Consider the following 22,152-nt stretch of genomic DNA (forward strand, 5'->3'; position numbering starts at 1 on the left):
GACCCCTGGCTCTCTTTATTCATCACCACATTATAAAAGGGATGAAATCCTGCGAATATACGAGCTTGCGTGAGAAAATCAAATCATATCGAGGGAGTTCAAGGATATATCTCACCTGGACAAGGCCACTGCATTTCCTAGGCTGGCTTTAATATTCTCCAGCACATGGAAATTGTAATGATCCGAGGTTTGATAGTACATATAGGAAGAATGCGTTGTCGCCCGGAACCTTTGTTTTTCCTTGTTGGCATCAATCCCCATGTAGACGGTCCGCCGTTGGAATTGAATCGCTCGCTTGATCGATTGATAGAAGGTTTGGCGGTAGACATGGTGGCTTTCCGTGTATTGCGAGTCAATCCCGACCATGGACATCACATAATGATCCTCGCCTAGATAGCAGCTCATGAACCCGACGGGACGACCATCCGGATCGCCGCCGTGCTCCGGCGAAATCCGAAAGACAAGCAGCTCCCATCCCGGATGGTTCAGCATTTCCGACCACAAATTCATCGGAAGAGGATACAGATTAAGATCATGCTTTCTCTGTTGGACGTTCAGGTAGAGCGCATGAAGATCGCGGATTAATTGCTCGGATGGAGCCGGGCTGTCGCTTGTCAGCACCTCCATCTGGAACATATGCTCATACGCCAGCACTTCCTTCCGGACAACCGCACGGGCGCTCTTCGAGAGTTGACTCAAGTACTCCAGCTCGTTGCTGCACGACAGTACCAGCACATTGCTCTCCGGCATCGCTTTCTGCAAATAGCCGTGCTGGGTTAAACATCCGGTCAGCTCCTCGTCTTCTACCGGGATATCGCGCAGCATGATCGTATTGGCATGAGATCTGGCTTGCTCCGCATGCAACTCTTCAATCAGCATGGATAAGGCCGTTCGCCAATCCCCATGACGGTCCAAATATAGATGATTTCCCTCAGTCAGAAGCGATCCCATCACCAGACAGTCGGACGTCAGGAAATAAGGATCGCGCATTCTTTCCAGCTCTACGGCTTTAGAGACTTCTCCCGTCTCCAGAATATCGTCCTTCAATAACACTCCCGTGCAGAATGTCGCAAGCACCGGCACTCCGTTCGAATCCCGCACGATATAATAGTGAAAGCTCCAGTTGCTCTCTCGCAAAGGCTGATCCCGGAACGTACACTCCAGGCCGCGGAGGAAATGCCATTCGAATCCTCTGCCTCCCAGCAATCCGTTCCATTCCTCTGGCCGAATAGCCGTTATGCTTGTATGATGCTCAAGAGATAAGGCGGCAGCGCTTGGACGAGCTTCCCCGTTTGCTTCCAGACTCTGGGGAACCGGCATCTTGAAAACTTTGTACAGCTTGTCCATAGACCCGCCGCCCTCCTGCACGATTTCGGGCAGCGTGTGCGCAATCGTCTGAATTAGCGCCAGAATATCTTCCTTGGTGTGATAGTTCGTTATCGTGATTCGTATGCCGGAGCGGCGCATCGGTACGGCTGGATAAGCTGCGATATTCGTATAGAAGCCTCGATCCTGAAGGCTTCTGACCGCCGCATACGCCAGCTTGGGAAGGCCCACGCCAATGAAGCGGATCGGATTATCCGTCGCATTCACCAATGGCAAATGATAGGCTTGCGCGGTTCGATTGAAGTAACGGATTTTGTCCATCAGCTGCTCCTGCAGCAGCGCCAGCTCCTCCGAGAGATGAAGCTTGGCCGAAGCCACGGCGGCGCCCAGCGTGGGCGGATTCAGCGGGATCGAGAAGATCATGGGGCCGCCGCAGGACCGAACCTTGTGATACAGCTCGAAGTTGGGAAACACGATGGCCCCTCCCCCGGCTGAAAAGGATTTGCTCAATGAAACGACCACAATCATCCGCTCATGAAGCTCGATCTGGTTAAGCACAAAACCTCTACCGTGCTTGCCGCTCCAGCTCATGCCGTGAGCATCGTCGATGTAGAGGTGAAACTGCTCGTATTTGTTCAACAGCTCCTCCAGCTTTTTGACGGAAGCCTCATTGCCGTACATGCTATAGATGCCGTCGCACAAATACCATACTCTTCGATGGTGCTCCCGCAAAGCCGCAATCCGTTCCTCCAGCTGCTCCATATCGTCGTTGCGAATGTACTCGATGTGGACCTTTTTCGTCCTCACTTGATTTACCGTCGTCTGCACGCTGTGATGCACCTGAAAATCCACGAGAACCGCATCGTTAGGCTCGATAATGACGGGCAAGGCCGCGAGATGGCCTAAAGTCGTGTTTTGCGTTACCAGAACAGGCTGGCCTCCGAAGATTCTTCCCAGCAGCTCCTCAAGCTCCGTATAGAGCCGGTTCGACACATAGGCGCGTGACACCGAAAATTGAACCCCGAATTGATTCACGGCTTCGATTGCGCCCTGCTTCAGCCGAGGATCGGTCTCAAGCCCCAAATAGCTGCACAGTCCAAAATTAATCAAGTCTCGGTCATGGATCCGTAACGTTCTTCCCGTATGAAATTCATCCTCCGATTGGTGATGCACAATGCCGGAAGCAGCGGCGTCCTTCACCATTTGATAGAGGTGCTGCAGCGGATCATCTGTTTTGGACATCATTTATCCCCTTTCTGCTTGTGGTCTACAAAGTTTGCGGCTGCTCATAGTCGCCGCAAACGGCTTACAGGCTCTCTGTCCGATCTCCCCTTTCTCTTGTCCGGTTCATTCTCGTTCATGAGAGTAGAATCGGTTCGTCTTCAAGCTCGACTTAACTTTAACGGCAGCCGAAGACCTCATTTTCAAGTATACAATTTCCTGTCTTTTTGACAACTATATCCAACATTTTTTTGAGAATTTCATGGGAACATCTGACGTTATTAGGCGGATAAACACGACTGCCCCCGCTTTCGATCTTTCCGGCCAGAATCCAACAAAATAACACCGTTGCCACTTTTTAACTTTCGAGATAACGTGAAGAGCAGGGGGATGTCCCCCACAATAAGGATTTCGGGAGGTAAGACTATGGACGCAGAAGAAATCGTAGCGGTCGATGGTTTGGAAGCGGATGCAGAGGTCGAATCCGTAGAGGCGGAAGCGGCAGCAGAGGAGATCGAGGCTGTCGAAGCAGAGGCCGATCAGGAGGAAGCTGTAGCAGAAGCCTCCGAGGAAGCGGATGCAGAAGAAGCGGTTGTTGCGGAAGCGGAAGAGGCAGCGGCGCAAAGCGAAGCGGACGAGCCTGCATTGGCGGAAGTCGCGGCGCATGAGAGCGAAGCCTCCGATTCGGAAGAACAAGCGGACTAATCGTTCGATAAAGCGTAATCAACCGCATTTAAGGGGCTTTTCCTGCGCCACGGTCATTCACGGCCAGCGCCGGCAAGCCCCTTGCCCCATTCGGGAACTAGGCACGGTTGCGAAGGAAGGCACGGAGCGCCCACCTGCGCTCATGCCGCTTCATGTATTTAGGCAACGTTCGGTATAGATGGCGGCATTCGCGGAATGCGGCGGACGCTTCCTCCGGCTTGCCGAGACTGGAATAGATTTCCCCCAGTCGGTAATAGGCCTCGCAGGAGGACGAATTGACGCCCTTGAATTCCTTCAGGTAGGCAATGGCCTTTGCCGGATCCTTCTTGGCCAGCGCGGCCGCCAGCCGCAAATACGGCTGTCCGTATTTCACCTTCGGGCTGATGAGCAGGGCCTGGTTCATCTCTCTTTCTCCGTCTTCCAGGCGGCCCAGAGCGAGATCGCACACGCCAAGATCGCTCCAGTATTCGGCGGAATGCTCCATCTGCTCTTGAAAGCTTTGCAGCATGCTGAGGGCCTGATTATACTTTCCGGTCTCGATGAGCAGTCTGGCGAGCTCCAGCTTTGCGGAGACGTCATACGGACTGATCTCCAGCTGCCTTTTCCATTTGGCCATTGCCCTTCGCCGTCGCCATGGACGAACCAGACTGGGCGACAAGCCGATAAATCGGCGCTCAAGCACATAGAACAGCAGCAATATTACAATAATCGCAACGAAAGGATTGGCAAAAAGCCACGTCAAACCAAAGAACAGAAACAGCTTGCTCATGCTCTTCTTTCTCCTCCATTCCCGGGATCATTGCCGTAAGCTTGACCGCGATGAGGATGGCTTCATGAAATGGATTGTCGTTTAATCTTCGTTAGCGGCTGCCGCTGCGGCCTGGTCAATTGCTCTTCTCAATTCGGCAGTCAGTACCGCGTTATCGTCGGACAGCTTCTTGAACGCCCACCAGCGGACGCGCAGAGCGGTCTCAGCTGTGCCACCGCCCAGCTTCATCCCGATGCGGAAGCTTCCCTTGTGGGGATAAATCAGTGTTCCGAAAGTAATATTCGGAAGCTCCGCTTCATATTCCGTATCTTTGAATACGTCCGTCGAGCCGAAATAAACCTTCGCATAGCCGGAGCCTACCGGAGCTTCTCTGTCCGGAATCTCTTCAAGACCGACGACAACGGTAATCTGGCCGTCCCCGAGTCCGTGCACAATTTCCTCTGTAACATAGTTCCGTTTGCCTCGCGAGAAGAAGCGCAGGCCCGATTTTTCCTGCGGGTCCAGCGGCACCTCCACGACGCCTGTAGCAATCTCGTCTTTAATCGTCTGAGGCTTGGGAATGCCCAGCTTAAAGTCGAATGCATTTCGCTCCGGATGATAGACGACATCCAGCTCCGGCTTGCTGCCGAAATCGAGCTCTCGCGCTTGCGCTTCGGCATAGAAGCGGTTAAGAGACGATACCTTTCCCGTCTGCGACAGACGATTTCCGAGAGACGCATTCGGAATATACTCGTTAAACGGAACGCGCTCCACCTGCTCGATCATATACGTCGGTCCCAATTGGAGCAATCCGATCTTCGCCAAGCAGACATCCTGATCCGCATAGCCTTCTACCGCTTGATCCAGAGAGCGCTCGTACCAGATTTTCATAATGCGCTCGTCGACGGGTTGAGAAATGATCTCCAGCGAATGCTGGACCGCATGATCGACCGGTACCCGCTTGTCTCCGATGAGCAGTTCGACGTTCCCCGCATTGACCTTCAGCTTGCCAAGCGTGCCCGGACGATCCTGCACCTTAACGCTGTAGCTCATCCGGTACTCTGTGTCCTGCTTGTCGCCGGGCTCCAGAAATCGAACCGAGCTGCCTTCTTTGCTCAACGCATCCATACCGTCCGTGTCATATTGGAAGGCGAGAGACACACGCGGACTTTGCAGCGTCTTCTCTACGACAAGCGTAACGTCGATGACATCTCCCGGATTGGCGAATTTCGGCATCCTCTGCGTCACGCGCACATCGGCATCCTGGTAGATCGTCACGATGTCTTCCATTAGCCCGGCATGCTCGAACGATTGAGGAGACGGAGCTTCCTCCTTCACATATAACCGATAGCTCTCCAAAAACCGGTTGTACTCGCTCATCTCTTCTCCGCGTACCGAAGAGCTGCCGACCGAATGGACCGGCTCGCGTCCCTTCTCATCGTAGGCGACATACAGATAGACGTTTTTCTTGTATTCGTTGTTCGTAAAACCGTCGATCATCGACAGCTTCAGCGTGACCGGCGCCGGGATCACGATCTCGCGGCCCAGATAATCCAGAGCGACGCCCATCTCTACCGTAATCGTTTTGTCGTCCACGGCCACAACCTGCATCCCCGCAACGACGCCGCTGCCGAACAGAAGCCGGTTCAGCAATCTTCGCTTGTCATTAAAATACCTTTGCTCCGATTCGAAGTCCCGCACAGTCAGCAGCTTACCGTAAAAATACCTGTTTCTCTCAAATGGAAACATTCTTGCTTTTTTCACCGGAAACCCTCCTAATAAGTGCGATCAATTTAAGCGGTGCATGGTCACCGCGGTTGTCGTCACGGATGCGATCAATTTAAGCGGTGCATGGTCACCGCGGTTGTCGTCACGGATGCGATCAATTTAAGCGGTGCATATCTTACTCAAGCTCCGAATCCATACCCAGCCGCGTATGCGCATCCATTCTGCCGTCCATGTCCTGATCGACGATCAGCGTGTCGTTCGGCATGCTCCTGTCTGCGTGAAGCGTGAACAGCGACGGCTCGGCCAATACGGTATTGATTCCGAGGTAGGTCTGCAGGTCCAGATACATCCACGGCTGCAGCCAGACCAGCCGCACCTCCGTGTACGCCGGCTTGTGCTCCTCGATCAGGCTGCGCAGCAGAACCCGCTCCTTGTCCGAGGAGGCCTGACCGTGGTTCAGCAGCACGGTGAAGGCAAACGGATTGTCGCTGTATAGCCGATCGGTCAGCATGCGCATGTCCGCTTGATCCCTCATCGCCTTGAACTGGGCCGGCTCCACGATTAGCGGAGGCTCTCCGGTGAACGTCTCTACGAGCTTCTCGATCCCCCGCCTTGTTCCCCTGTAACGGTAAAGCTCAGGCGCCGCCCGAATCAAGCTTCGCACCTTCTCGTCCCGCCAATGATCATCGCTGTCGAGTCCCAGCCAGGAGCCCAGCCAGCGAAGCTGACGGCCCTCTACCCGCTCGCGGTCGAACTGAACGGCCATATTGTCGATCTCCTCGTCGACGCTGTCGAATAGCGTCCCGAACAACGACAGGTACCGTTCCATAAAATCGCGGCTGCTCTCTTCTTCCTGATAGACGGCCGGGAGATAGGAGAGCAGCGTTTCTCTCGGAAAATAAACGCGAAGGCGATGAAGGGAAGGCGTATGGCGTTCGCTGCCGATCCACTCCACCTTCAGCCATAAATACCGTCCCTTCGCTTCGAAGAACAAGGCATCCTGCGGATTAAGGGTTGGAGCCGACCAATAGGCCGCCAGACCCGCCAGCTTGTCCCGGAAGGAATGTCCTTCCTCGGCAATCCAATCGTCAATCTTCCAGAGCGTGCCCTGAATCGGGAGAAGCTCCGAATCCGAGCTGTAGTAAGAAACCCGAATCTGCGTCCCGTCCGGAATATCGGCTTCGATGGCGAACTTATGCCACACCGTCTCGGCTTCGGCGCTGTCGAAAGCCCGGGAGAGCCAGACGCCCTGGGGCACGGCGCTGCCTTCCCAACCCAGCGTCTGCGGCTGCAGATCAAGCACCGTCACGGTTCGGGCCTCTTCGTTCCAGACATACATCCGGTCGCGCCCATCCACGAAGATGCTGCCCGCCCTGCCTCGAAAGCCGGCTACCCGGTCTTGAAGCTCGCCGTCGCCGTTGAACCGCATAATAAATCGGTCGTCTTCCCCATCCTCCCCGATATTCCTCGAATCGCCAATGAAAATTTGCCTGCGCGAGTCCACTCCCAGACCGGAAAAGTACAACGGCGGCATCAGGAAGCGATCCAATTGTCGCGGCTCTCTGTGCAAAATATACAAGGCGCAGGTCAATGTCTCAAGGACATAGGCATCGCCTTGCGGCGTGACCGACAGAAATTGCGTTCCATGCCAGCGTTCCGGCGCTTCCGGCAGCTTGGCGGTAAATCGATCGTCCGTATACACATCCGCCAGCGTGCCGGCAAGGGTAAGACGCAGTAGAGCCAACTGACGAAAGCCGAGCGCATCCCAAGCGTTCGGGTCGCTTAACGGCTGACGCAGGCTTAGCACGTACACCCCGTGTTCGTCCGATGCGATCGCCAGCGGATGGAAGGGAACGCCATCCAGCTCGTACCCCGTCCTTCGGAAGCGAAGCTGGCCGTTGGACATGTCGAAGGCGGAGATCGAAGGCTCGCCCTCCGCATCGGCCACGAACAGCGTATCCCCCGTGATTGCGAGGCTGGCCGCCGCCGTGAACAGATGATGACCGGGTACGAACAGCCGCTCATGATGACGGCTTCCACGGTCGTAAGTCCACAAATTCCCTTCCGAGTTGAGCATGACCAGACGTCCCTGCGGATGCACGGCGAAGGCCGTCACCTCGCCGATCCCTTCGAGCTGGCCCAGTTGAATCGTCTGCAGCACACCGTACTTCTCGCCGCGCCTTATGGCTACGCCGTCGATCGACTCCAGATTGCGTCCCACTCCGCGACGCTCCCAATGCTCCGGACGGTTCAGCGAAAAATAAGTCGTTCGGCCCTGCATCTTATCCCTCCTTTCGCTTCAAAGCACGCCTATAGCTGCGTTCTGCTAATTAACTCGATGCGGTGAATGCCCGAATAGACGATTCCCGTCTCGGACAGAATCAGATCTCCTCCGCCGCTTTTTCTGACGGATTTGCCCTCCGCGTCCAGCCAGAGATCCTGTACGTAGGCGACCCCCTTGACCCTGCTGATGACACCGTATATATCGCCCTTGTACACCGTTCTACCGAACGGCCAGCCTTGAATGCCGCCCGGTTGATCCAAGGGGGCCAGCAATCGGTTAAGCGCAGCAACGATCCGATGGCCCTCCTCCATAAAATGCGGCTCCACGACCACGACGGCATGAACGGTAACCTTGACATAGTCGGGCGCGACAACGTGAACCTCAGTCGTAATCAGCCTTCTGTCGTCCAGATGCTTGGCCACTGTCGACAGGAAGCCTTTGCTCGGCATAGGGGTATCGTCGATTCCTTCGGGAACGACAGCTACGGTTACGGCTCCCGCAGTCGGGTTGTCCCGTCCGGGGGCATAATTCGGCAGAACGTGCACCCGCGAGATTTTCAATCCCGGCGTTTCCATCGCAATCCGGACGTAGTCCTCGTCGGTCACGGCGCAATAAGGGGTTTGCCATTCCAGACGCGCGCGTTCTACGCAATCCTCCAAGGTCTCGGCTTCCGTTCCGCCAAAGCCGTAGCCTGGATTTTCCACGGTCAGCAGCAGTTCGTCCTGTTCCTCCTGCACCCATCTGTTCAGAAGGTTCGGCTTGACGTTGCCTCTTTCCCCTCCGCCGAATACGCACACCGTCACGCACAGATTCGGTTCAGAGCTCGACCAAGGAATCGCTCCGTTCTCGTCGTTGCCGAATGTCAGTTCGCCCGTAGCGGGGTCGAAGACGTAATGGCGATCCAGCGGGCCCGAACGATCGAGATTGTCGACCGGCTCCCAATCCTCCCACAGCCATTGTCCGGAGCTCTTGTCCGGAGCTCTCACTTGGAACCGCAAGCTGTCCTTATGCTTGCACGGCAAATCGTACAGACGGATCTTCTGGTGCGGCAGGCCGTTGCTTCTGCCGATGAAACGCAGCTCGGCGAAATCCTCCGTACAATGAATGCGCCGGATGTTGCCGGAGCCTTCCGGCGGAACGGCTCCTCGAACCCCGTCTCCGAAGCGAATCGTCACCGCGCCGCCCTCGGCGGCCTCCCGTTCGACGATAAAGCCTTGCGTATCGGCGCTTGCTTGCGAGAAATCCGGTAGCTCCCGCCATTCTCGCCAGCGCCCGTCAGGCTCGCGAACCTGTACCCGAAGCTTCCCGTATCGGGCAAGAAAGCTATGCGACGCATAAGCTTGATCGGACAGTCCGGTTCCGTCGAACAGCTGTTGCTCGCTTTTCGTATCCTGCTGCCGGACCCGGGCGGTGTTCATCAGCACTTGATCGATCCGGGGCGGCAGCTCGTAGCCCGATTGCTCCAGGATGCAGCAGATCCAGTAACGAGGCCGGTCGCCGGCCGGATGAACAATGACGGGACGCATCGGCACGGATACCGCAAAAGAAACGCGGCCGCTGTTGGTCAGATGCATCGTATGATCCTCCAGAACCTCAAGCGGCATCCAGGAGTTGCCCGTTTCCTCGTCCCAGCTGTAGGCTTTCCATGTCACGCGCGCGGAAGGAACGACGCTCTCCGGCGTCTCCAGAGCCTCGTTCGCCAGCTTCAGGTGCAGAGAAAGCACACCGCCGACTTCAGGCTCCCGATCGAACGCGATATAGAGTCGGCTTCCCGCCTCGGCTTCCCGGCCAAAGGCGTAGAAGGCCACATTTCCCCGTTCGTTGGAAGCCGATCGATCGCTCGCCTCCTTCTCCGTTCGGGTGACGATGCGGTCGATGGCGATCGGAATGAGCCGAACCGGAGCAATCGTCTCGAACACCTGGTCCTCCGCCTGCAGCTTCGTCCCTCTCGGCAGCACCACCGGCACACGTACGTTGCCGAACGTGACTTCCGCCTCGGCGAAAGCCGCCTCTAGGGGCGCTATGCCCAACAAATCCAGAAACTTGCGTATATTGGCCTCGGGAACTCGGCTTAAATAAAACTGCTGCATCTCTCCCAGCCAGGCAAAGAGCTCCAGGAACGTAATCCCGGGATCATGCGTGTTCTCGTCGGTCCATTCAGGCAGACGGCGCGGAATGCTTCTCCGGGCCTCCTGCAGGATGCTCTCGAACGAACGATCGTCCAGCGGAATTCGCGGAAGCACGGGACCCCCTCCTTCCTTACCCTTCTATTATTTCGCGGTCATAGACAGCCGATGACCGTTGCCGTTCGCAATAATGCCGTGCATAATGCGAGGAATCTGGTCCGGCATCATTTCTATCGCCTGTCCGTGCTCTCTTCGCAAGACGCTGATATGCAACTGCTCCACCCTATGAACGCCTCTCACCGATTGAAGCAGACCGTAGAAGGCGGAAGCATGTACGGGCTCCCCGATCTCCCAGCCTTTGCCGTCCAGCTGGCCGTCGACCGGGTCCAGAAACCGGTTGAGCGCCTCCAGGCAAGCCGCCTCTACCGGCACAAGAATATCCGGCGTCTCCACAATGAGCGTAGCGAACACCGATATCTCTATGGCAACGGGAGCCATAACGCTCAGCTTGCCGACGGGAGAGATCAGATTAGCGGCACAGCGGCGCAATTCCGTCTCCAGTCTGCGCTTCGTCTCGGGAAAATGCTCTCTTGCCGCCTCCCCTCCGGAAGGAAGCGCCACGACGACGATCGAGCCGGGAGAATGCTCCAGCTTGACGTTGCGATTCGGCAGGCATTTTACTTTCGCAATGCCCGGCTCCACTTCTCTCGCAAGCCACTCCACATCCGCGGGAGAGATAGCCCGGCCTCGATGCTTGAGCCGTTGAGGCCCTCTGCGCAGCGCATCCTCCAGCGGCTCCGCATCTCCCCCGCCGAAGGCGGCAGTCGGATTGGACACCCCGCTGACGAAAGCCAAGGATTGCATCAGATTCGTCACCTGTCCGGGACCCACATTGCCTCTCAGCCCTCGCGTAACCTGGTAAGTGACGCGAATCTTATCTCCGCCGCGCAGGTGGAGCGCCATGCCTCGCGTTCCGTCTCCGAAGGTCAGTACGCCCGTTGCCGGCTGAATCGTATAATGACGGTCGGACGAGGCCGACCCGGTCAAGGAACGAACCTCATCCCACCGCACCCACAGCCGCTGCAGGTTTCCTTCGCTGTCGCGAAAAACCTCATAGCGATCGGGATCGGACTCCAGCAGCCGATTCAGCTCATGCTCGCCCACGGAGCCCGTCTCATCGATCCAGACCTCCTGCCCGACAACCGGGCTTTGCGACAGCACGAAGCCGCCTTTTCCCGGTTCGGGATATTCGTTCGAGATCGTACGTCTCTGCAAGGCCGGCACCGAATTGCGGTGAATTCCCTTGACGACGGGCAAAGCCGCATCTGCGCGGCCGTATTTCCCGTCTCGGCTTACAGCCCGCAGCCATACCCTTTCTCTCCCGAACAACGAAGCCGCCGCAAGTCCTGCGGGACCGATGAATTGCAGCGTGCCGGACTGAGTAAAGCTCTGGGTATCGTCGACCGTTTTCAAGGCTTCCCATGTCCACTCGGTTCCTTTGCGAACATAGGCCTCCCAATCGATCCATGGAACCTGCTCTTCGACCTCCAGCTTGCCTCCCAGCACGAACTGCATGCGGATCGGCCCCTTCACAGGAGGAACGTCAAATCCCATATAGACCGCAGGCCCGGGACAAGGAATGGGCAAGAAGGCTTTGAACGAATCTCCTCCCTGTCTCATCGTCGCCGTTACGTCCGTCAGAACAGCGTTGTTCAGCGTATAAGCGACTGCGGGTCCCAGCTCGGCCGTCAACGGATAAGAGTAGGAGAATGCCACCTGCTCCAGTCTCGGGCTCATGTATTCCACGACAGGAGCCGTCGGCGTATCCGTCATCGCCACCCGGGCGCGAATCCATAGATCCTCCCGTCCGTTCACCAGCGTCGCCGCCAAATCCTCCGGACAGGGGAATTCCAGCACGATCTCCTGCTGCTGCTCGGTCAAGCTTGCGAATAGCTCCTCGAACGAAGCGCTGCCCGGCAGCTTCATCCAGTTGTCTCCGTTCCAGTACTCCCACAGCACTTTCCTTATGTACAAGCGAGGCGGAGGCTTCGTCTCGAAATCCGCCGTCCTCATGACCATTTTCCAGCGGATTTCCGGATCGGCGCCTACCCGAAGCTCGTTCGGGACATTGCATGCCCGAAAAGACATCCTTATGCGGCTGCCTCTTTTGCTGAAAGCCTCGGAGCAGGATGCGTAGAACACCGAGTAGGGAATGGAATGCTCCCCGAAAGGATAAAACCCGCTCTTATCCAGCTCAGTGTCGTTAAAATAAAGCTCCCCCGACGGAATTGCGTCCGGATCGGCGCCCAGATCGTGAGCAACCCGCATCGTTAAGCGGTCCATCTCCGGCAGCGCGCGGATAATCGGCGACCCGTTCTCTCCGTTGGCGGGATGTTTGACGCGACAACGAATCCAGCGCCCCGTTACGCCTCCGACCTCCGTGACCGATACGGGGCCGCGCGTTTTTTTCGATAACGTGATTTCCCGACCGCTGACGGCAACCTGCTCGAAGGGAATCCATTCGTTTCCGCGGCAATAGCTCCATTCCAGCCAATCCGTCCGAGACATAAGCTCCGCGAGCTCTCCCTCGACATAACGTCTCTGCGCATTATGCCAAGCCAGCGTCAGCCTGGCGGGATGATCCAGGTTGAATGCGTCGTCGTGGCGGACGTACAGCGCGTGCTCCTGCAGGTTGTTACCCGCCGTGCAGAACAAAGCGAACTCGGCCGCTTCGCCCGCTGCCAGTCCGTCGCTGTATCGTTCGCCCGCAAGCACGAAGCGGTCCCGTTCGGGATGAACGTTGTACAGCTCCATCAGCTTGGCCGGGCTAACGAGCAATGCCCCCTCCGTCTCGAAAGGAAGCGGCTCTTCTCCGTTGCCCGCCGCTGCGGTCAGCACCGTTCCGGCCGGAACGAAGACGGATTCCCTGACGCCTTCGTTAAGCGAGAAGACGACGTTCGTCCTCGCCGAACGAGCCGGCTGAAGCTGCACCTGAAGCAGATCCAGAAAGGCTATAAAGTTGTTCAGAGGAACCCGGTTCAGCCGCTTGATATTCTCGCCGAGAATGTCCGCCGCCAGATAGAACAGCGCCGTACCCGCATCGGGATCCTCCGGGGAAAACCGCCATTCCGGCGTATAGTGGGGAACCATCGCTTTCATGCGCTCGACCAAGGCATTCAGGTCTCTCCCGTCGATTACGGGCGCGCGGGCTTCTCCGCCTTGCCACAGCTCTGATTTCATCCGTTTTGTCGCTCCCGTTTATTTCGTGCCCTCTTCCAGATAGAAGGGGTAGACCTGATTAAAGAGATTGTTCGTCGACCGCACGACGTAGGCAATGCCGATCAGCAGCTTGCCCGCTTCGGACTGGTCCAGCCGGGCGGTGACCTCCACGTCGGTCACGCGGGGCTCCCACACCGTGATCGCCTGTGTGATATCGCTTTCCAGCAGCCGCAGCGTCGTCTCATCCGTCGTACCGAATACGAAATTCCGCAGTCCGCAGCCGAAATCGGGGCGCATCACGCGCTCCCCCTTGGAAGTCATCAGAATAATGCGAACCGCCTCCGCAATATCCTCTTCCCCTTCCGACAGCAGGAATCTTCCTGTCGTGGCATCGACCGCTACCGGAAACTTCCAGCCCTTCCCGAGAAAAGCCGCTCCCATCTCGTAGCCCCCCCTTCCTCCGAATTAATTGATTTTGACCAATGAGCCTTTAATCGTGATAATTCCGTCCGCAAGCAGATCAAGCTTTCCCCCGGCCTTCAGCTTCATCGCCGCCGTCGCCTCCAGATTGATCTGCGTGCTCTTCACCGTGACCGTTTTCGTCGATTCGATCGTGATGTCTCCCTTGTTATCGATCTTGATCTGATTCGAACCGGACTTTACGGTAATCGTGCCTGCCGAGCTTCCTTCCAGAACGACGGACTGGCTGGCGTTCTTCGTAGCCAGAGTGACCTTGTCCGCGCCCTCGTCGATCTCCAGCTTCAACCCGGCCTTCGTCTGCACCGTCACTTTGCCCTTCGAATCCGTGTCGTCGAAGATTAGCTCGTGGCCGCCCCGCGAGTGGATTTTCCGCAAATTGTTTTTGTCGTCCTTCTGCGGAGGCTTATTGTTCGTGTTCCACAGACAGCCGATTACGAAGGGTTGATTCAGATTGCCGAGGTGGAAGGCGACGAGCACCTCGTCGCCCACCTCCGGCACGAACAGCGTGCCCATGCTATTGCCCGACATAAGCGAAGCGAGCGGGGCCCAGTCCGTCTCATGAGAATTTTCCCTAAGCGGAAATTTCAGCTTAACTCTGTTCAGGCCGTCCGGATCCTTGTTGTTCGTCACGGTCGCGACCATCACTCCGTTGACCGAGCCATAGCCGCTGTTCGTCCCTCCCTCTGAGCGAGAAGAGAAAAAATCGTCCATTGAAGGCATCAGAATGCATTCCCTTCCACGCTGAATTGGGTGAAATACCCCTGAGCGTTGATGACGTGCGTAGTCGAGACCAGCAGAAGCGGCTGGTTGAACTTCGTGCCCAGTCCTTCGAGCTTGATGCTTCGCCCGGCGCGCAGCTCCGGCAAGCCGATGCATTCTCCTTCGCCGTTCACAAGATCCATGGCACGTTCATTCAGCTTGGCGTTCGCCAGCGTCTGCGCTTCGGCTTGCGCCGTCGCATCGCTGTAGATGATCTCCACGGTCTCGCTCGACAGGGCGCTCATGATATCCTTGCCCGTTCTCCCGTTGTTGCCGTATTTGCTTACCGACTGAGCGGTAGCCTGGAACGGCTCGCGGGTTTTCGGATCCGCGCCGCGGACGATAATCTGGGCGACCTGATTGGAGATATCGACCTGCGCCGAGTAGCTTCTGAGGTTTTTGCCGTACATGAGCGTAACGACGGGGCTGGCGGACGGCAAGGGCTTCTTGAAATAGAGCTTCTGGCCGATTACGAAAAAGTGATGATGATTCTCCGCAGCCAGATCCTTCAGAAAATGAAAATCGCTCGTTTTCCACTGCTCGATGGTAGGTTTCGGCGTAAGCGTGTCGTCAACTTGCATCTGCAGGCTGTATTTTCCGCCGATCTCCTTCACGACATCGCTCACCTTCCGGTTCAGCCAGAGGTTGGACTTGGCATTCCTCATCATGAGGAAAGAACGATCCATGCCCTGGACGGTGATAGAAGGCTGGCCTTCGGAGGGATAATCTACGGAAATGCCCGTGATGATGCCGTCGAACACCGGCTCCAGCTTGTCGGTGTATCCCGTCTTGATCGTAATCGTCTTGCCGACGTCGATCAGCGAGCCGATCCACTTGAACTGGCGTGCCACGGCATCATATGCGTTCTCGATGCGGAACTGGAAGGAATCCGCCTTGGCGGCTATCGTCGTCTCGACCTTGAGCGAGGACACCGCGATCTGCTTCAGCGTAAAGCTTTGGCCATCGACGCTGATGTCGAATGCCGGCGCGAAAAAGTTCCGGTATTTTTGCTCCAGCTGCGCGAACTCGTAAGTGGTATTGTCGAATTTGATCGTCGCCACGGTATTCTCACTCCAGCCTTGGTATAATCAGCTTGCGTCCGTAAGGCAGCTTGCGCGGATTGTCGATGCCGTTGGCTTCCGCAATCGCTCGCCAATGGCTTGCATCCTCGTACTCTTCCGCCGCCAGCATCCACAGCTGCTCGTTCTGCTTCAGCATCTTCTGCTTTGTCCTGTCCGCGCTCTGCCGGGGGACGTTCTGATATTGCTCCGTCATCGACTGCACCGCGCGAAACGTGACGTTCAGCGTGGCCCGAACGGGAATGCCGGAGTCCAGAAACATCGTAAAGCGCTGTTGAACCTTCTCCGCCACGCCCTTGAAATCGAGCGAGCCCCAGACGAATCGGCAGAGCGGAGGAGCGTGCAGATCGCGATCGACGTTCAGGAGACCGGATATTTTCCCGGTATGCGTTCTGACGTCGGCTTTTTTCTCGTATGTGTCGAAGAACAAATCCATCGTAAGCGTCGTCGCTTCTCCGCTGACGAATTGGGCAATCGGCGATTGCAGTCCGGGAATCGTCTGCCAGGCAAACTGGTTGCCCGACTGCAGCACATACTCGTTCGGATTGAACAGAACGTCAACCGATTCCTGCGAACTGCTCTTGATAATAATGATCTTCGCTTTGCTTAAAGCCAATTTACGCTCCTCCTGTCCCTCTGGCCGGCCTTCGCGGTTCGGCGTCATTTTGCCGCTTTTTATCGTTATTTCCCGGGAAAAGACGACTATTGCCGTTCCGGAACCCGGCTTCGAGCCCGGTCCGGCTTAGAAGCCGCGAAGCCGCTGTTCGAGCTTCATTCGTTTCATTAGAGATTTGTACACCTGATCGGCAATCTGATCCGGGTGCAGCTGCGGGAGCGAGCTTATCGCTTTCTGCAGCTGCTCTGCGGTGATTTCCGACGGAGCGCTTGCCGCCTCAAGGTTCGAAGTCGCCGCGTCGGACGGAACGCTCTCTCTGAGCGTGCGGCGCAGCTCCATGGATGCCGGCAGATCGTGCAGGTCGCCGCTTTCGCTCGGCGGCTTTGCTTCCGTAGCGCCGTCCCCATTCGCCGTTCGCTTCGCAAAGGACATTGGCGAAAACGAAGGTGCGTTCTCCATGTTTCCGATGTCGGCTATTCCCCCCTGATGCTGAGCAGTGTCGGAGATCGCTGGCTCGGATAACATGAACGGCCGCATCCCCTGCCGCGCTCCGAACCATCGTTCGCCCCGACCGCCAGTCTCCGAGGCTCTGACCAACAAAGTCATCGCTCCCGTTTGCCGTTCGACCCGAGCTTCCGTTGCCGGATTTCGCGAAGCTTTCCCGGCACGGCCGGTTCTTGAAGCGGCAGTCGGGAACGAGCGGTGTGCGGCGATCATCGTTGCGCTTCGCCGCTCCGGCGCCGAGCTTCGAGGCTTTCCTTCCGACCGGACGGAGGCCCCTTCCTCGCGGAGGCTTCCTCGACGCGAACCGCGATCCGGCGCCGCCAATGCCTCGCGATGAAGGAGACTTGTCATGCCAGGCCTCCGCGAGATCGCTGGCTCCCATACGGCGGTCGGGTGCGCAAGGCTATCCGTTGCCAGCTCGGACTGGCTCAACGCCAGCCGAACGGGTGCGGCAGACGGGGAATTCGCCGGGCTGCCGATATTCGCTTCGCCCGAGGCTTCATCCGCGCCCTCATCCTCGAAACCGGCGATCGGCGTAGACGATGGCCGCAGACGGCGCAGCTGCGAACGATTCGCCGCCTCCGGGGATTGAATTCCGCTCTCTCGTTTGCGCAAAGCCATCGTCACCGCAGGCAGCGCAACCGATGCATAGAGAAGCTTAGCGCCGGGCAGCCTATCCCCCCGCGTCTCCATCTGAGCCGGCATGCCCGAAGCCGCCTTGGCTGGACGTTCACCTTCCGGGGCTGCCGGTCTTTGCGCTCTCCTCGCCAGTTCCCGCAAAGCGAGCGGTTTCCACGGAGCGTGCCGCATCATTCTTGTCAGCGGGGCAGCAGATCGAAATCCATTGTTCCTCGCCATTCCCTTCGGCGAGGAGGCATCTGCCGAACGCCCGCTGACAGCCTGCCCGGTCCGAGCCCCAAGCGGTGCAATTGAAGCGTCAGGTAAGGTTGGGCCGGAGCTTTTTCCGGCAGCCTTCGTTTGTCCTGAAAGTCTGATCCGCTCGGGCTGCTCCGCAGAGACAGCCGAGGTCCGCGTTTGCTCGCGGCTCGGATGCCCCATCGCAGGCGCTCTGCGAAGAACATAGGCCGTGGGGGAGGAAGCTATGGCGCTTATCAGCTTTCCGTTCACCCAGTAGCCTGAATAGGGAATGCGGCGGGCAGATGCCGCTTCGGTTGCACTTGTTCTTCTCGCCAGCGGAGCAAGAAGGCTCGCAGCCGCCTTCGCCAATCGTCCGGCGAGGGCGCTCGTTTCGGCGGATGACGCCGCAAACGGACGGGTGATGTCCGATTGTCCGCTCGATTTCGCAATAGCCGAAGGGGCCGCACTCGTGTTCGCGCTAGTGCTGGCACTGGAACTGGAACTGGAACTGGAACTGGAACTGGAACTGGAACTGGAACTGGAACTGGCACTGAAGCTGGTGTTGGAACGATCAGATGGCAATCCGCCCGGCCGTCGGTCCTGGCGGCTTAACAGCCGTTGAGACAGCCTAAGCGAGCCGGAAACCAGCTGCAAAGCCGCCTCCGCATGCGGCAGTCGCGCAGCATCCCGCGCGACTGCCGACAGCGTATCGCGAGGAACCGCCTGCTCTAATGCCTGCTGTCTCTGCGGCTGGGAGCTGCTTCTCTTCGCCCGGGCCGGGCCTTCTCTTTCCGTGAATGCCCGATAGATCAGCAGGATGGGCGCAGGGGTTCGCGAGACGGGCGGGGATGGCTCTCTCTCCGCATGCGCGAAGGGATTCAGCAGCTTCCAGAGGCGGTGTCGGGCTTCTGCCGATATCCGCGCCACGCCTGCTGTCATCATCGCCGCTTGATCTCCCGGTTTTCCCCCGTTCTCCAGCGCCCGCTCGGCAGCTTTAGACTCCTGAACCGTTGCCGTCATTACATGCGGATTAAGCACGTGGGACAGACGAAGCCGAAGACGCCGGGAAGAAGTCGGCCACTGGAGAACAAACGCATTCTCTCCCGCCTGCGGCTCCGAATAAAACCGGGCAGCTCCGGTATATTCGCCGGCCTCGAAGGATGAAGATCGAGAAGATTCGTCGCGTCCGCCGTGAGCCTCTTCCTGCTTAGGATTGCGGACAAATCTTCCGTCGGGCCCGCGAAGCATGCCGGATGCCAGCTGCGCTGCCTCCCCTCCCTGATTCTCTCGTACGTTCTCTTGGCCGAGCTCCGTTCTGACCGAATCGGCGGCGCGGCCTGCTTGGTCAGAAGTTGGCGCTCCGCGCTGCTCCGCCGGGCTCGTCCGATTCTCGCTTACGTTCTCTTGGCCGGGCTCCATTCTGACCGGATCGGCGACGAGGCCTCCCTGGTCAGCAGCCGGCGCTCCGCGCTGCTCCGCCGGGCTCGTCCGATTCTCGCTTGCGTTCTCTTGGTAAAACTCCGCTCGGCTCGACTCGGCGGCGCGTCCTCCTTGGTCGGCCGACGCTCCACGCTGCTCCGCTGCGTTCGTCCGGTTCTCTCGTACGCTCGCTTGGCCGAGCTCCATGCCAGTCCGTCCAGACGAGCGCTCTCCTAGATCGGTCTGCGCTCCGTTAGAACTATCTGCTGCCCTTCTTTCCTCACGCATAGCCTGCGCGGACGCAGCAGGCTGTGCGGAACGGGGAAGCTCCGCCTGCTGTCTCAGCTTGCGATTAACAAATGTCACGTCCACATATACGGATGCAGAATTCGTAAGGCGCTGCCTAGAAGCGGCAGCCTGTCCGGAAGGCGAGGACGCGTTTCCCAGCCTATCGCCCTCTCTCGAGGCCTGCGGTCGAAGCGCAAGCCGCTTGACGGCTGGCGATCCAGCGAGGGTCCGCCTCCCTCTCGCAATCAGCGGCCACGAGGAGCGATTCGCCAGCTCTCGGGAGAAGGCGCTCGCGCCGCCCTGCGGCAACGGTTGGGCAATCCCGCCCGCTTCGGAAGCTGTAAAGCTTGCCCGCTCCTCCCCAATGATGCTGCCGATGACGCTCCCGGCGATGCTCCCGCTTCCGCCCCCGCCGATCTCCTCCTCGCCTTCGCGCTCCGCTTCCGTCGACCTCTTGTCTGAAGGAAGCAAGGCTCTCTTCGCCTCCGCGTTGTCGTTCATTCCCCTGACCGTCCGGGGCGTCTGGCCTGGCCGGGCTCCAGGCTTCGCCCTCGCAGCGCCTTCGGACCGCGACGGAGAAACGGAATTCTCCTCGCGTCCATAGACCGCGTCAGACAACGCCAGCTCTCTGATCTGCCGCTGCTCCAGAACGATTCTAGCTGCCTCGCGCGGCGCAATGAGCGGCTTTTGCTCCGCTCTTGCATTTCGTTCCGCGAGTCTGTCCCGCAGGACCGTCTTCTCGCTTTCTACAACCCTTACGCGTTCGACGACCCTCAGGCGCTCGACGATTTGGACGATTCGTTTCTCCTGCTGCTGCACAATTCGCTCCCGCTCCACGATGCGGTCGCGTGCCGGACGTTCCCGTTCGGGCACACGCTGCGTGTACCCTGGAAGCGGCGATTTGCTCGGGGCTTTCCCTCGTTTGTCGGCTATCGGCAGTCTCCAGATCAGAGAATGTCCGGTTGCGGAGAAGCGGCGGATGGAGGCGTATTTGCCCGCGATCTCTCCTGCAAAAAGCTCATTCGCCGATCGAATGAACTTCGCTTTTCGCATGGCTTGGCTAACGATCCCCTTCCTCATCCCGCTCCTCCTTTCCCTGCGTTAGCTTCTTTTAAGGACGAAACAACGCTTTGACTCCGTTGTGCACCAGCTCAACCGTCTCGATAGCCACTTCGCTGGACGCGGCGTTAAGGCTCGGACCGCTCCACTTCACCGGATAAGCCTCGAAGAAGTTCCAGCGGCACAGCTCCGCTCCGTTTTCCTTATATAAAATAATCGAACCGCTTTTCCGGGTCACCGTACCCTGAGAGGCTTGCGCATACCAATTCCACAGCTCCTGAGAGGACGACAATCCCCGTCTAAGCAGAATCGAGGAGTTTCTGACGCCCTTAGGCAGCCGATGAACGTAACCGTTCACGCCGCCTTCGCGAATTTCCTCGTACTCGAGCTGGGATTCCAGCCCCTGCACCTCGGAAAAACCCGCAACCAGCATGCCATCCAATTCTACGGCGAAACGGAACGCTCCGTTCACCTTATGCTTACTTGCAAATAGGGCCACGCTCCGTCGTCACCTCTTTCCGAATACGTCGAAGACGTTCTGCTTCTCCGGCTCGTCGTTCAGCTTGCGATTGATTTTCGATATTTCGTCGCACCATCTGCGGCGCTCTCGATGTTCCATGTTCATAATGTCGTCATGGGGCCAATGGAAATAATAGGCGATAAAGCCGACTTCCTCGTAGATCCGTTCTGCCGGATACGCTACGAGAGGCCCTCCGTTACGGATAAAAAATCGACTTCCACCTCGTACTCATGCTCGCATTTCGGACAGGCCGTGTTCAGCTTGGGCAAGCCGATATCGTTGATCTGCCGATACAAGCTTTGCAGGTAGGCAAGATCGGCGGTGAACAGCTTCTCGATCGTTTTCGTATCGACATGCTTGATATCGCCTAATCGCGTAATGACGCGAGCCAGTAAAATTATCGTCAAATAGCTCTGATTCTGCTGCACCCGCGGGTCTCTCATCGGCAATATTTCGTCCGCTGCCGTTGCAAGGCGCATAACGCCCCGCTTATGAAGCGTTCCGCTGTCGTCCACGTACCCGCGCGGAAGCTCGAATTCGTACTCGGTTTGAAAAGCCATATCGCTGTCCCTCCTCGCTTTAACAAATCGCAACTGATCTTGTAAAAAAGGAAAACAAGAGAGAGGGCCTCCCTTGTTGATAATCCTTTATTCCATCCGCCCGCAGGCTTCCGGCGTTCGAGCGCCCCGTCGCCGCTTCCTTCTCTGCAAGCGCAGCCGGGCCGCGGGAGGGGCTTGTTTCGAACGTTTCATCTTCGGGTAATTCGATTATGCAGTGCGAGTCATACCTTCGTGGGCAAGCTCAAGCAGCTCGATGGCGACTTCCGAGCCCGATCCGTTGAAGGATGGAGCCGTATAGCGCACCGGCCAGGCTTCGATAACCTGCCAGGTGGCGACATCTCCGCCTTCCTCGTCGATGGCGATAATCGTAACGGTTTTGCGCTCGACCGTTCCGTTTATGCACTCCTGAACCCATTCATAGAGTTCCATCGATTCCGTGGAGCCCCATTTGAGTGTGATATTGCCGTAGCGGGCAAGGCCCGGCAGCTTGCGGGTGGTAATGACTTCATTGCCCTCCCGATATTGTACGACATCGAAGGAAGCGTCGAATCCCGCAACCTCGCTGAATCCCGCTTGCTCCAATCCTTCAATCTCCACGCGGAATCTAAAATTGCGGTACGGATCATTACGTTCTCCTGGCATGGCTATCCCCT

Annotated in this window: 16 protein-coding genes; 1 reads left to right on the forward strand and 15 read right to left on the reverse strand. The window is 57.6% G+C overall.

What is annotated here, in order from left to right:
* Window positions 1-111: 111 nt before the first annotated feature.
* Window positions 112-2,571, reverse strand: a complete 2,460-nt coding sequence (locus tag ACFO1S_RS13895; protein ID WP_204606227.1) for an aminotransferase class I/II-fold pyridoxal phosphate-dependent enzyme — start codon at window positions 2,569-2,571, stop codon at window positions 112-114.
* 402 nt (window positions 2,572-2,973) lie between these two features.
* On the opposite strand from ACFO1S_RS13895, the gene ACFO1S_RS13900 reads away from it, so the two are divergent.
* Window positions 2,974-3,252 carry a hypothetical protein gene (locus ACFO1S_RS13900; RefSeq protein ID WP_204606228.1) on the forward strand — a complete coding sequence of 93 codons (279 nt, stop codon included), beginning with the start codon at window positions 2,974-2,976 and terminating at the stop codon, window positions 3,250-3,252.
* Between the two features lie 97 nt (window positions 3,253-3,349).
* Here the strand turns inward: ACFO1S_RS13900 and ACFO1S_RS13905 are convergent, their stop codons facing one another.
* The 14 genes from ACFO1S_RS13905 to ACFO1S_RS13970 form a co-directional block, all read right to left on the reverse strand.
* Complete coding sequence (locus tag ACFO1S_RS13905; RefSeq protein ID WP_204606229.1) at window positions 3,350-4,021, reverse strand: tetratricopeptide repeat protein; 672 nt, start codon at window positions 4,019-4,021, stop codon at window positions 3,350-3,352.
* An 81-nt stretch (window positions 4,022-4,102) separates the two neighbouring features.
* Window positions 4,103-5,764: a hypothetical protein gene (locus ACFO1S_RS13910; RefSeq protein WP_204606230.1), complete on the reverse strand. Its 1,662-nt coding sequence runs from the start codon at window positions 5,762-5,764 to the stop codon at window positions 4,103-4,105.
* 139 nt (window positions 5,765-5,903) lie between these two features.
* On the reverse strand, window positions 5,904-8,009 hold the full coding sequence (locus tag ACFO1S_RS13915) for a phage tail protein (RefSeq protein ID WP_204606231.1): 2,106 nt from the start codon (window positions 8,007-8,009) through the stop codon (window positions 5,904-5,906).
* A 29-nt stretch (window positions 8,010-8,038) separates the two neighbouring features.
* Complete coding sequence (locus ACFO1S_RS13920) at window positions 8,039-10,255, reverse strand: putative baseplate assembly protein (RefSeq protein ID WP_204606232.1); 2,217 nt, start codon at window positions 10,253-10,255, stop codon at window positions 8,039-8,041.
* Window positions 10,256-10,282: 27 nt separating this feature from the next.
* Entirely contained in the window at window positions 10,283-13,378 is a 3,096-nt protein-coding gene (locus ACFO1S_RS13925) for a baseplate J/gp47 family protein (RefSeq protein WP_204606233.1), read from the reverse strand.
* Window positions 13,379-13,396: 18 nt separating this feature from the next.
* Window positions 13,397-13,798: a GPW/gp25 family protein gene (locus ACFO1S_RS13930; RefSeq protein ID WP_204606234.1), complete on the reverse strand. Its 402-nt coding sequence runs from the start codon at window positions 13,796-13,798 to the stop codon at window positions 13,397-13,399.
* A 24-nt stretch (window positions 13,799-13,822) separates the two neighbouring features.
* A complete protein-coding gene (locus ACFO1S_RS13935; protein ID WP_378126970.1) occupies window positions 13,823-14,557 on the reverse strand; it encodes a phage baseplate assembly protein V in 735 nt (244 codons plus the stop codon).
* Window positions 14,557-15,657 carry a phage late control D family protein gene (locus ACFO1S_RS13940; protein WP_204606235.1) on the reverse strand — a complete coding sequence of 367 codons (1,101 nt, stop codon included), beginning with the start codon at window positions 15,655-15,657 and terminating at the stop codon, window positions 14,557-14,559. Before ACFO1S_RS13940 ends, ACFO1S_RS13935 begins: the two co-directional genes overlap by 1 nt.
* A 7-nt stretch (window positions 15,658-15,664) precedes the next feature.
* Window positions 15,665-16,291, reverse strand: coding sequence for a CIS tube protein (locus ACFO1S_RS13945; RefSeq protein ID WP_204606236.1), 627 nt, complete (start codon window positions 16,289-16,291; stop codon window positions 15,665-15,667).
* A gap of 126 nt (window positions 16,292-16,417) precedes the next feature.
* Window positions 16,418-20,440: a hypothetical protein gene (locus ACFO1S_RS13950; protein ID WP_378126973.1), complete on the reverse strand. Its 4,023-nt coding sequence runs from the start codon at window positions 20,438-20,440 to the stop codon at window positions 16,418-16,420.
* A 31-nt stretch (window positions 20,441-20,471) separates the two neighbouring features.
* The gene (locus ACFO1S_RS13955; RefSeq protein WP_378126974.1) at window positions 20,472-20,918 is read right to left on the reverse strand and encodes a phage tail protein; all 447 of its coding nucleotides are present in this window, start codon (window positions 20,916-20,918) and stop codon (window positions 20,472-20,474) included.
* Between the two features lie 9 nt (window positions 20,919-20,927).
* Window positions 20,928-21,143: a DUF6760 family protein gene (locus tag ACFO1S_RS13960; RefSeq protein ID WP_204606253.1), complete on the reverse strand. Its 216-nt coding sequence runs from the start codon at window positions 21,141-21,143 to the stop codon at window positions 20,928-20,930.
* A complete protein-coding gene (locus ACFO1S_RS13965) occupies window positions 21,119-21,499 on the reverse strand; it encodes a phage tail assembly protein (RefSeq protein ID WP_204606238.1) in 381 nt (126 codons plus the stop codon). Before ACFO1S_RS13965 ends, ACFO1S_RS13960 begins: the two co-directional genes overlap by 25 nt.
* Before the next feature lie 207 nt (window positions 21,500-21,706).
* A complete protein-coding gene (locus ACFO1S_RS13970; protein WP_204606239.1) occupies window positions 21,707-22,141 on the reverse strand; it encodes a phage tail protein in 435 nt (144 codons plus the stop codon).
* Window positions 22,142-22,152 lie beyond the last annotated feature (11 nt).

It is taken from the genome of Cohnella boryungensis, assembly GCF_042651945.1.
GTDB classification, from domain to species: Bacteria; Bacillota; Bacilli; order Paenibacillales; family Paenibacillaceae; genus Cohnella; species Cohnella boryungensis.

What these genes read in the sequence shown, in the direction of transcription:
- ACFO1S_RS13895 (WP_204606227.1), bottom strand. Translation starts at nt 2,571, where the DNA reads ATGATGTCCAAAACAGATGATCCGCTGCAGCACCTCTATCAAATGGTG.
- ACFO1S_RS13900 (WP_204606228.1), top strand. Translation starts at nt 2,974, where the DNA reads ATGGACGCAGAAGAAATCGTAGCGGTCGATGGTTTGGAAGCGGATGCA.
- ACFO1S_RS13905 (WP_204606229.1), bottom strand. Translation starts at nt 4,021, where the DNA reads ATGAGCAAGCTGTTTCTGTTCTTTGGTTTGACGTGGCTTTTTGCCAAT.
- ACFO1S_RS13915 (WP_204606231.1), bottom strand. Translation starts at nt 8,009, where the DNA reads ATGCAGGGCCGAACGACTTATTTTTCGCTGAACCGTCCGGAGCATTGG.
- ACFO1S_RS13925 (WP_204606233.1), bottom strand. Translation starts at nt 13,378, where the DNA reads ATGAAATCAGAGCTGTGGCAAGGCGGAGAAGCCCGCGCGCCCGTAATC.
- ACFO1S_RS13930 (WP_204606234.1), bottom strand. Translation starts at nt 13,798, where the DNA reads ATGGGAGCGGCTTTTCTCGGGAAGGGCTGGAAGTTTCCGGTAGCGGTC.
- ACFO1S_RS13935 (WP_378126970.1), bottom strand. Translation starts at nt 14,557, where the DNA reads ATGCCTTCAATGGACGATTTTTTCTCTTCTCGCTCAGAGGGAGGGACG.
- ACFO1S_RS13950 (WP_378126973.1), bottom strand. Translation starts at nt 20,440, where the DNA reads ATGAGGAAGGGGATCGTTAGCCAAGCCATGCGAAAAGCGAAGTTCATT.
- ACFO1S_RS13965 (WP_204606238.1), bottom strand. Translation starts at nt 21,499, where the DNA reads ATGGCTTTTCAAACCGAGTACGAATTCGAGCTTCCGCGCGGGTACGTG.
- ACFO1S_RS13970 (WP_204606239.1), bottom strand. Translation starts at nt 22,141, where the DNA reads ATGCCAGGAGAACGTAATGATCCGTACCGCAATTTTAGATTCCGCGTG.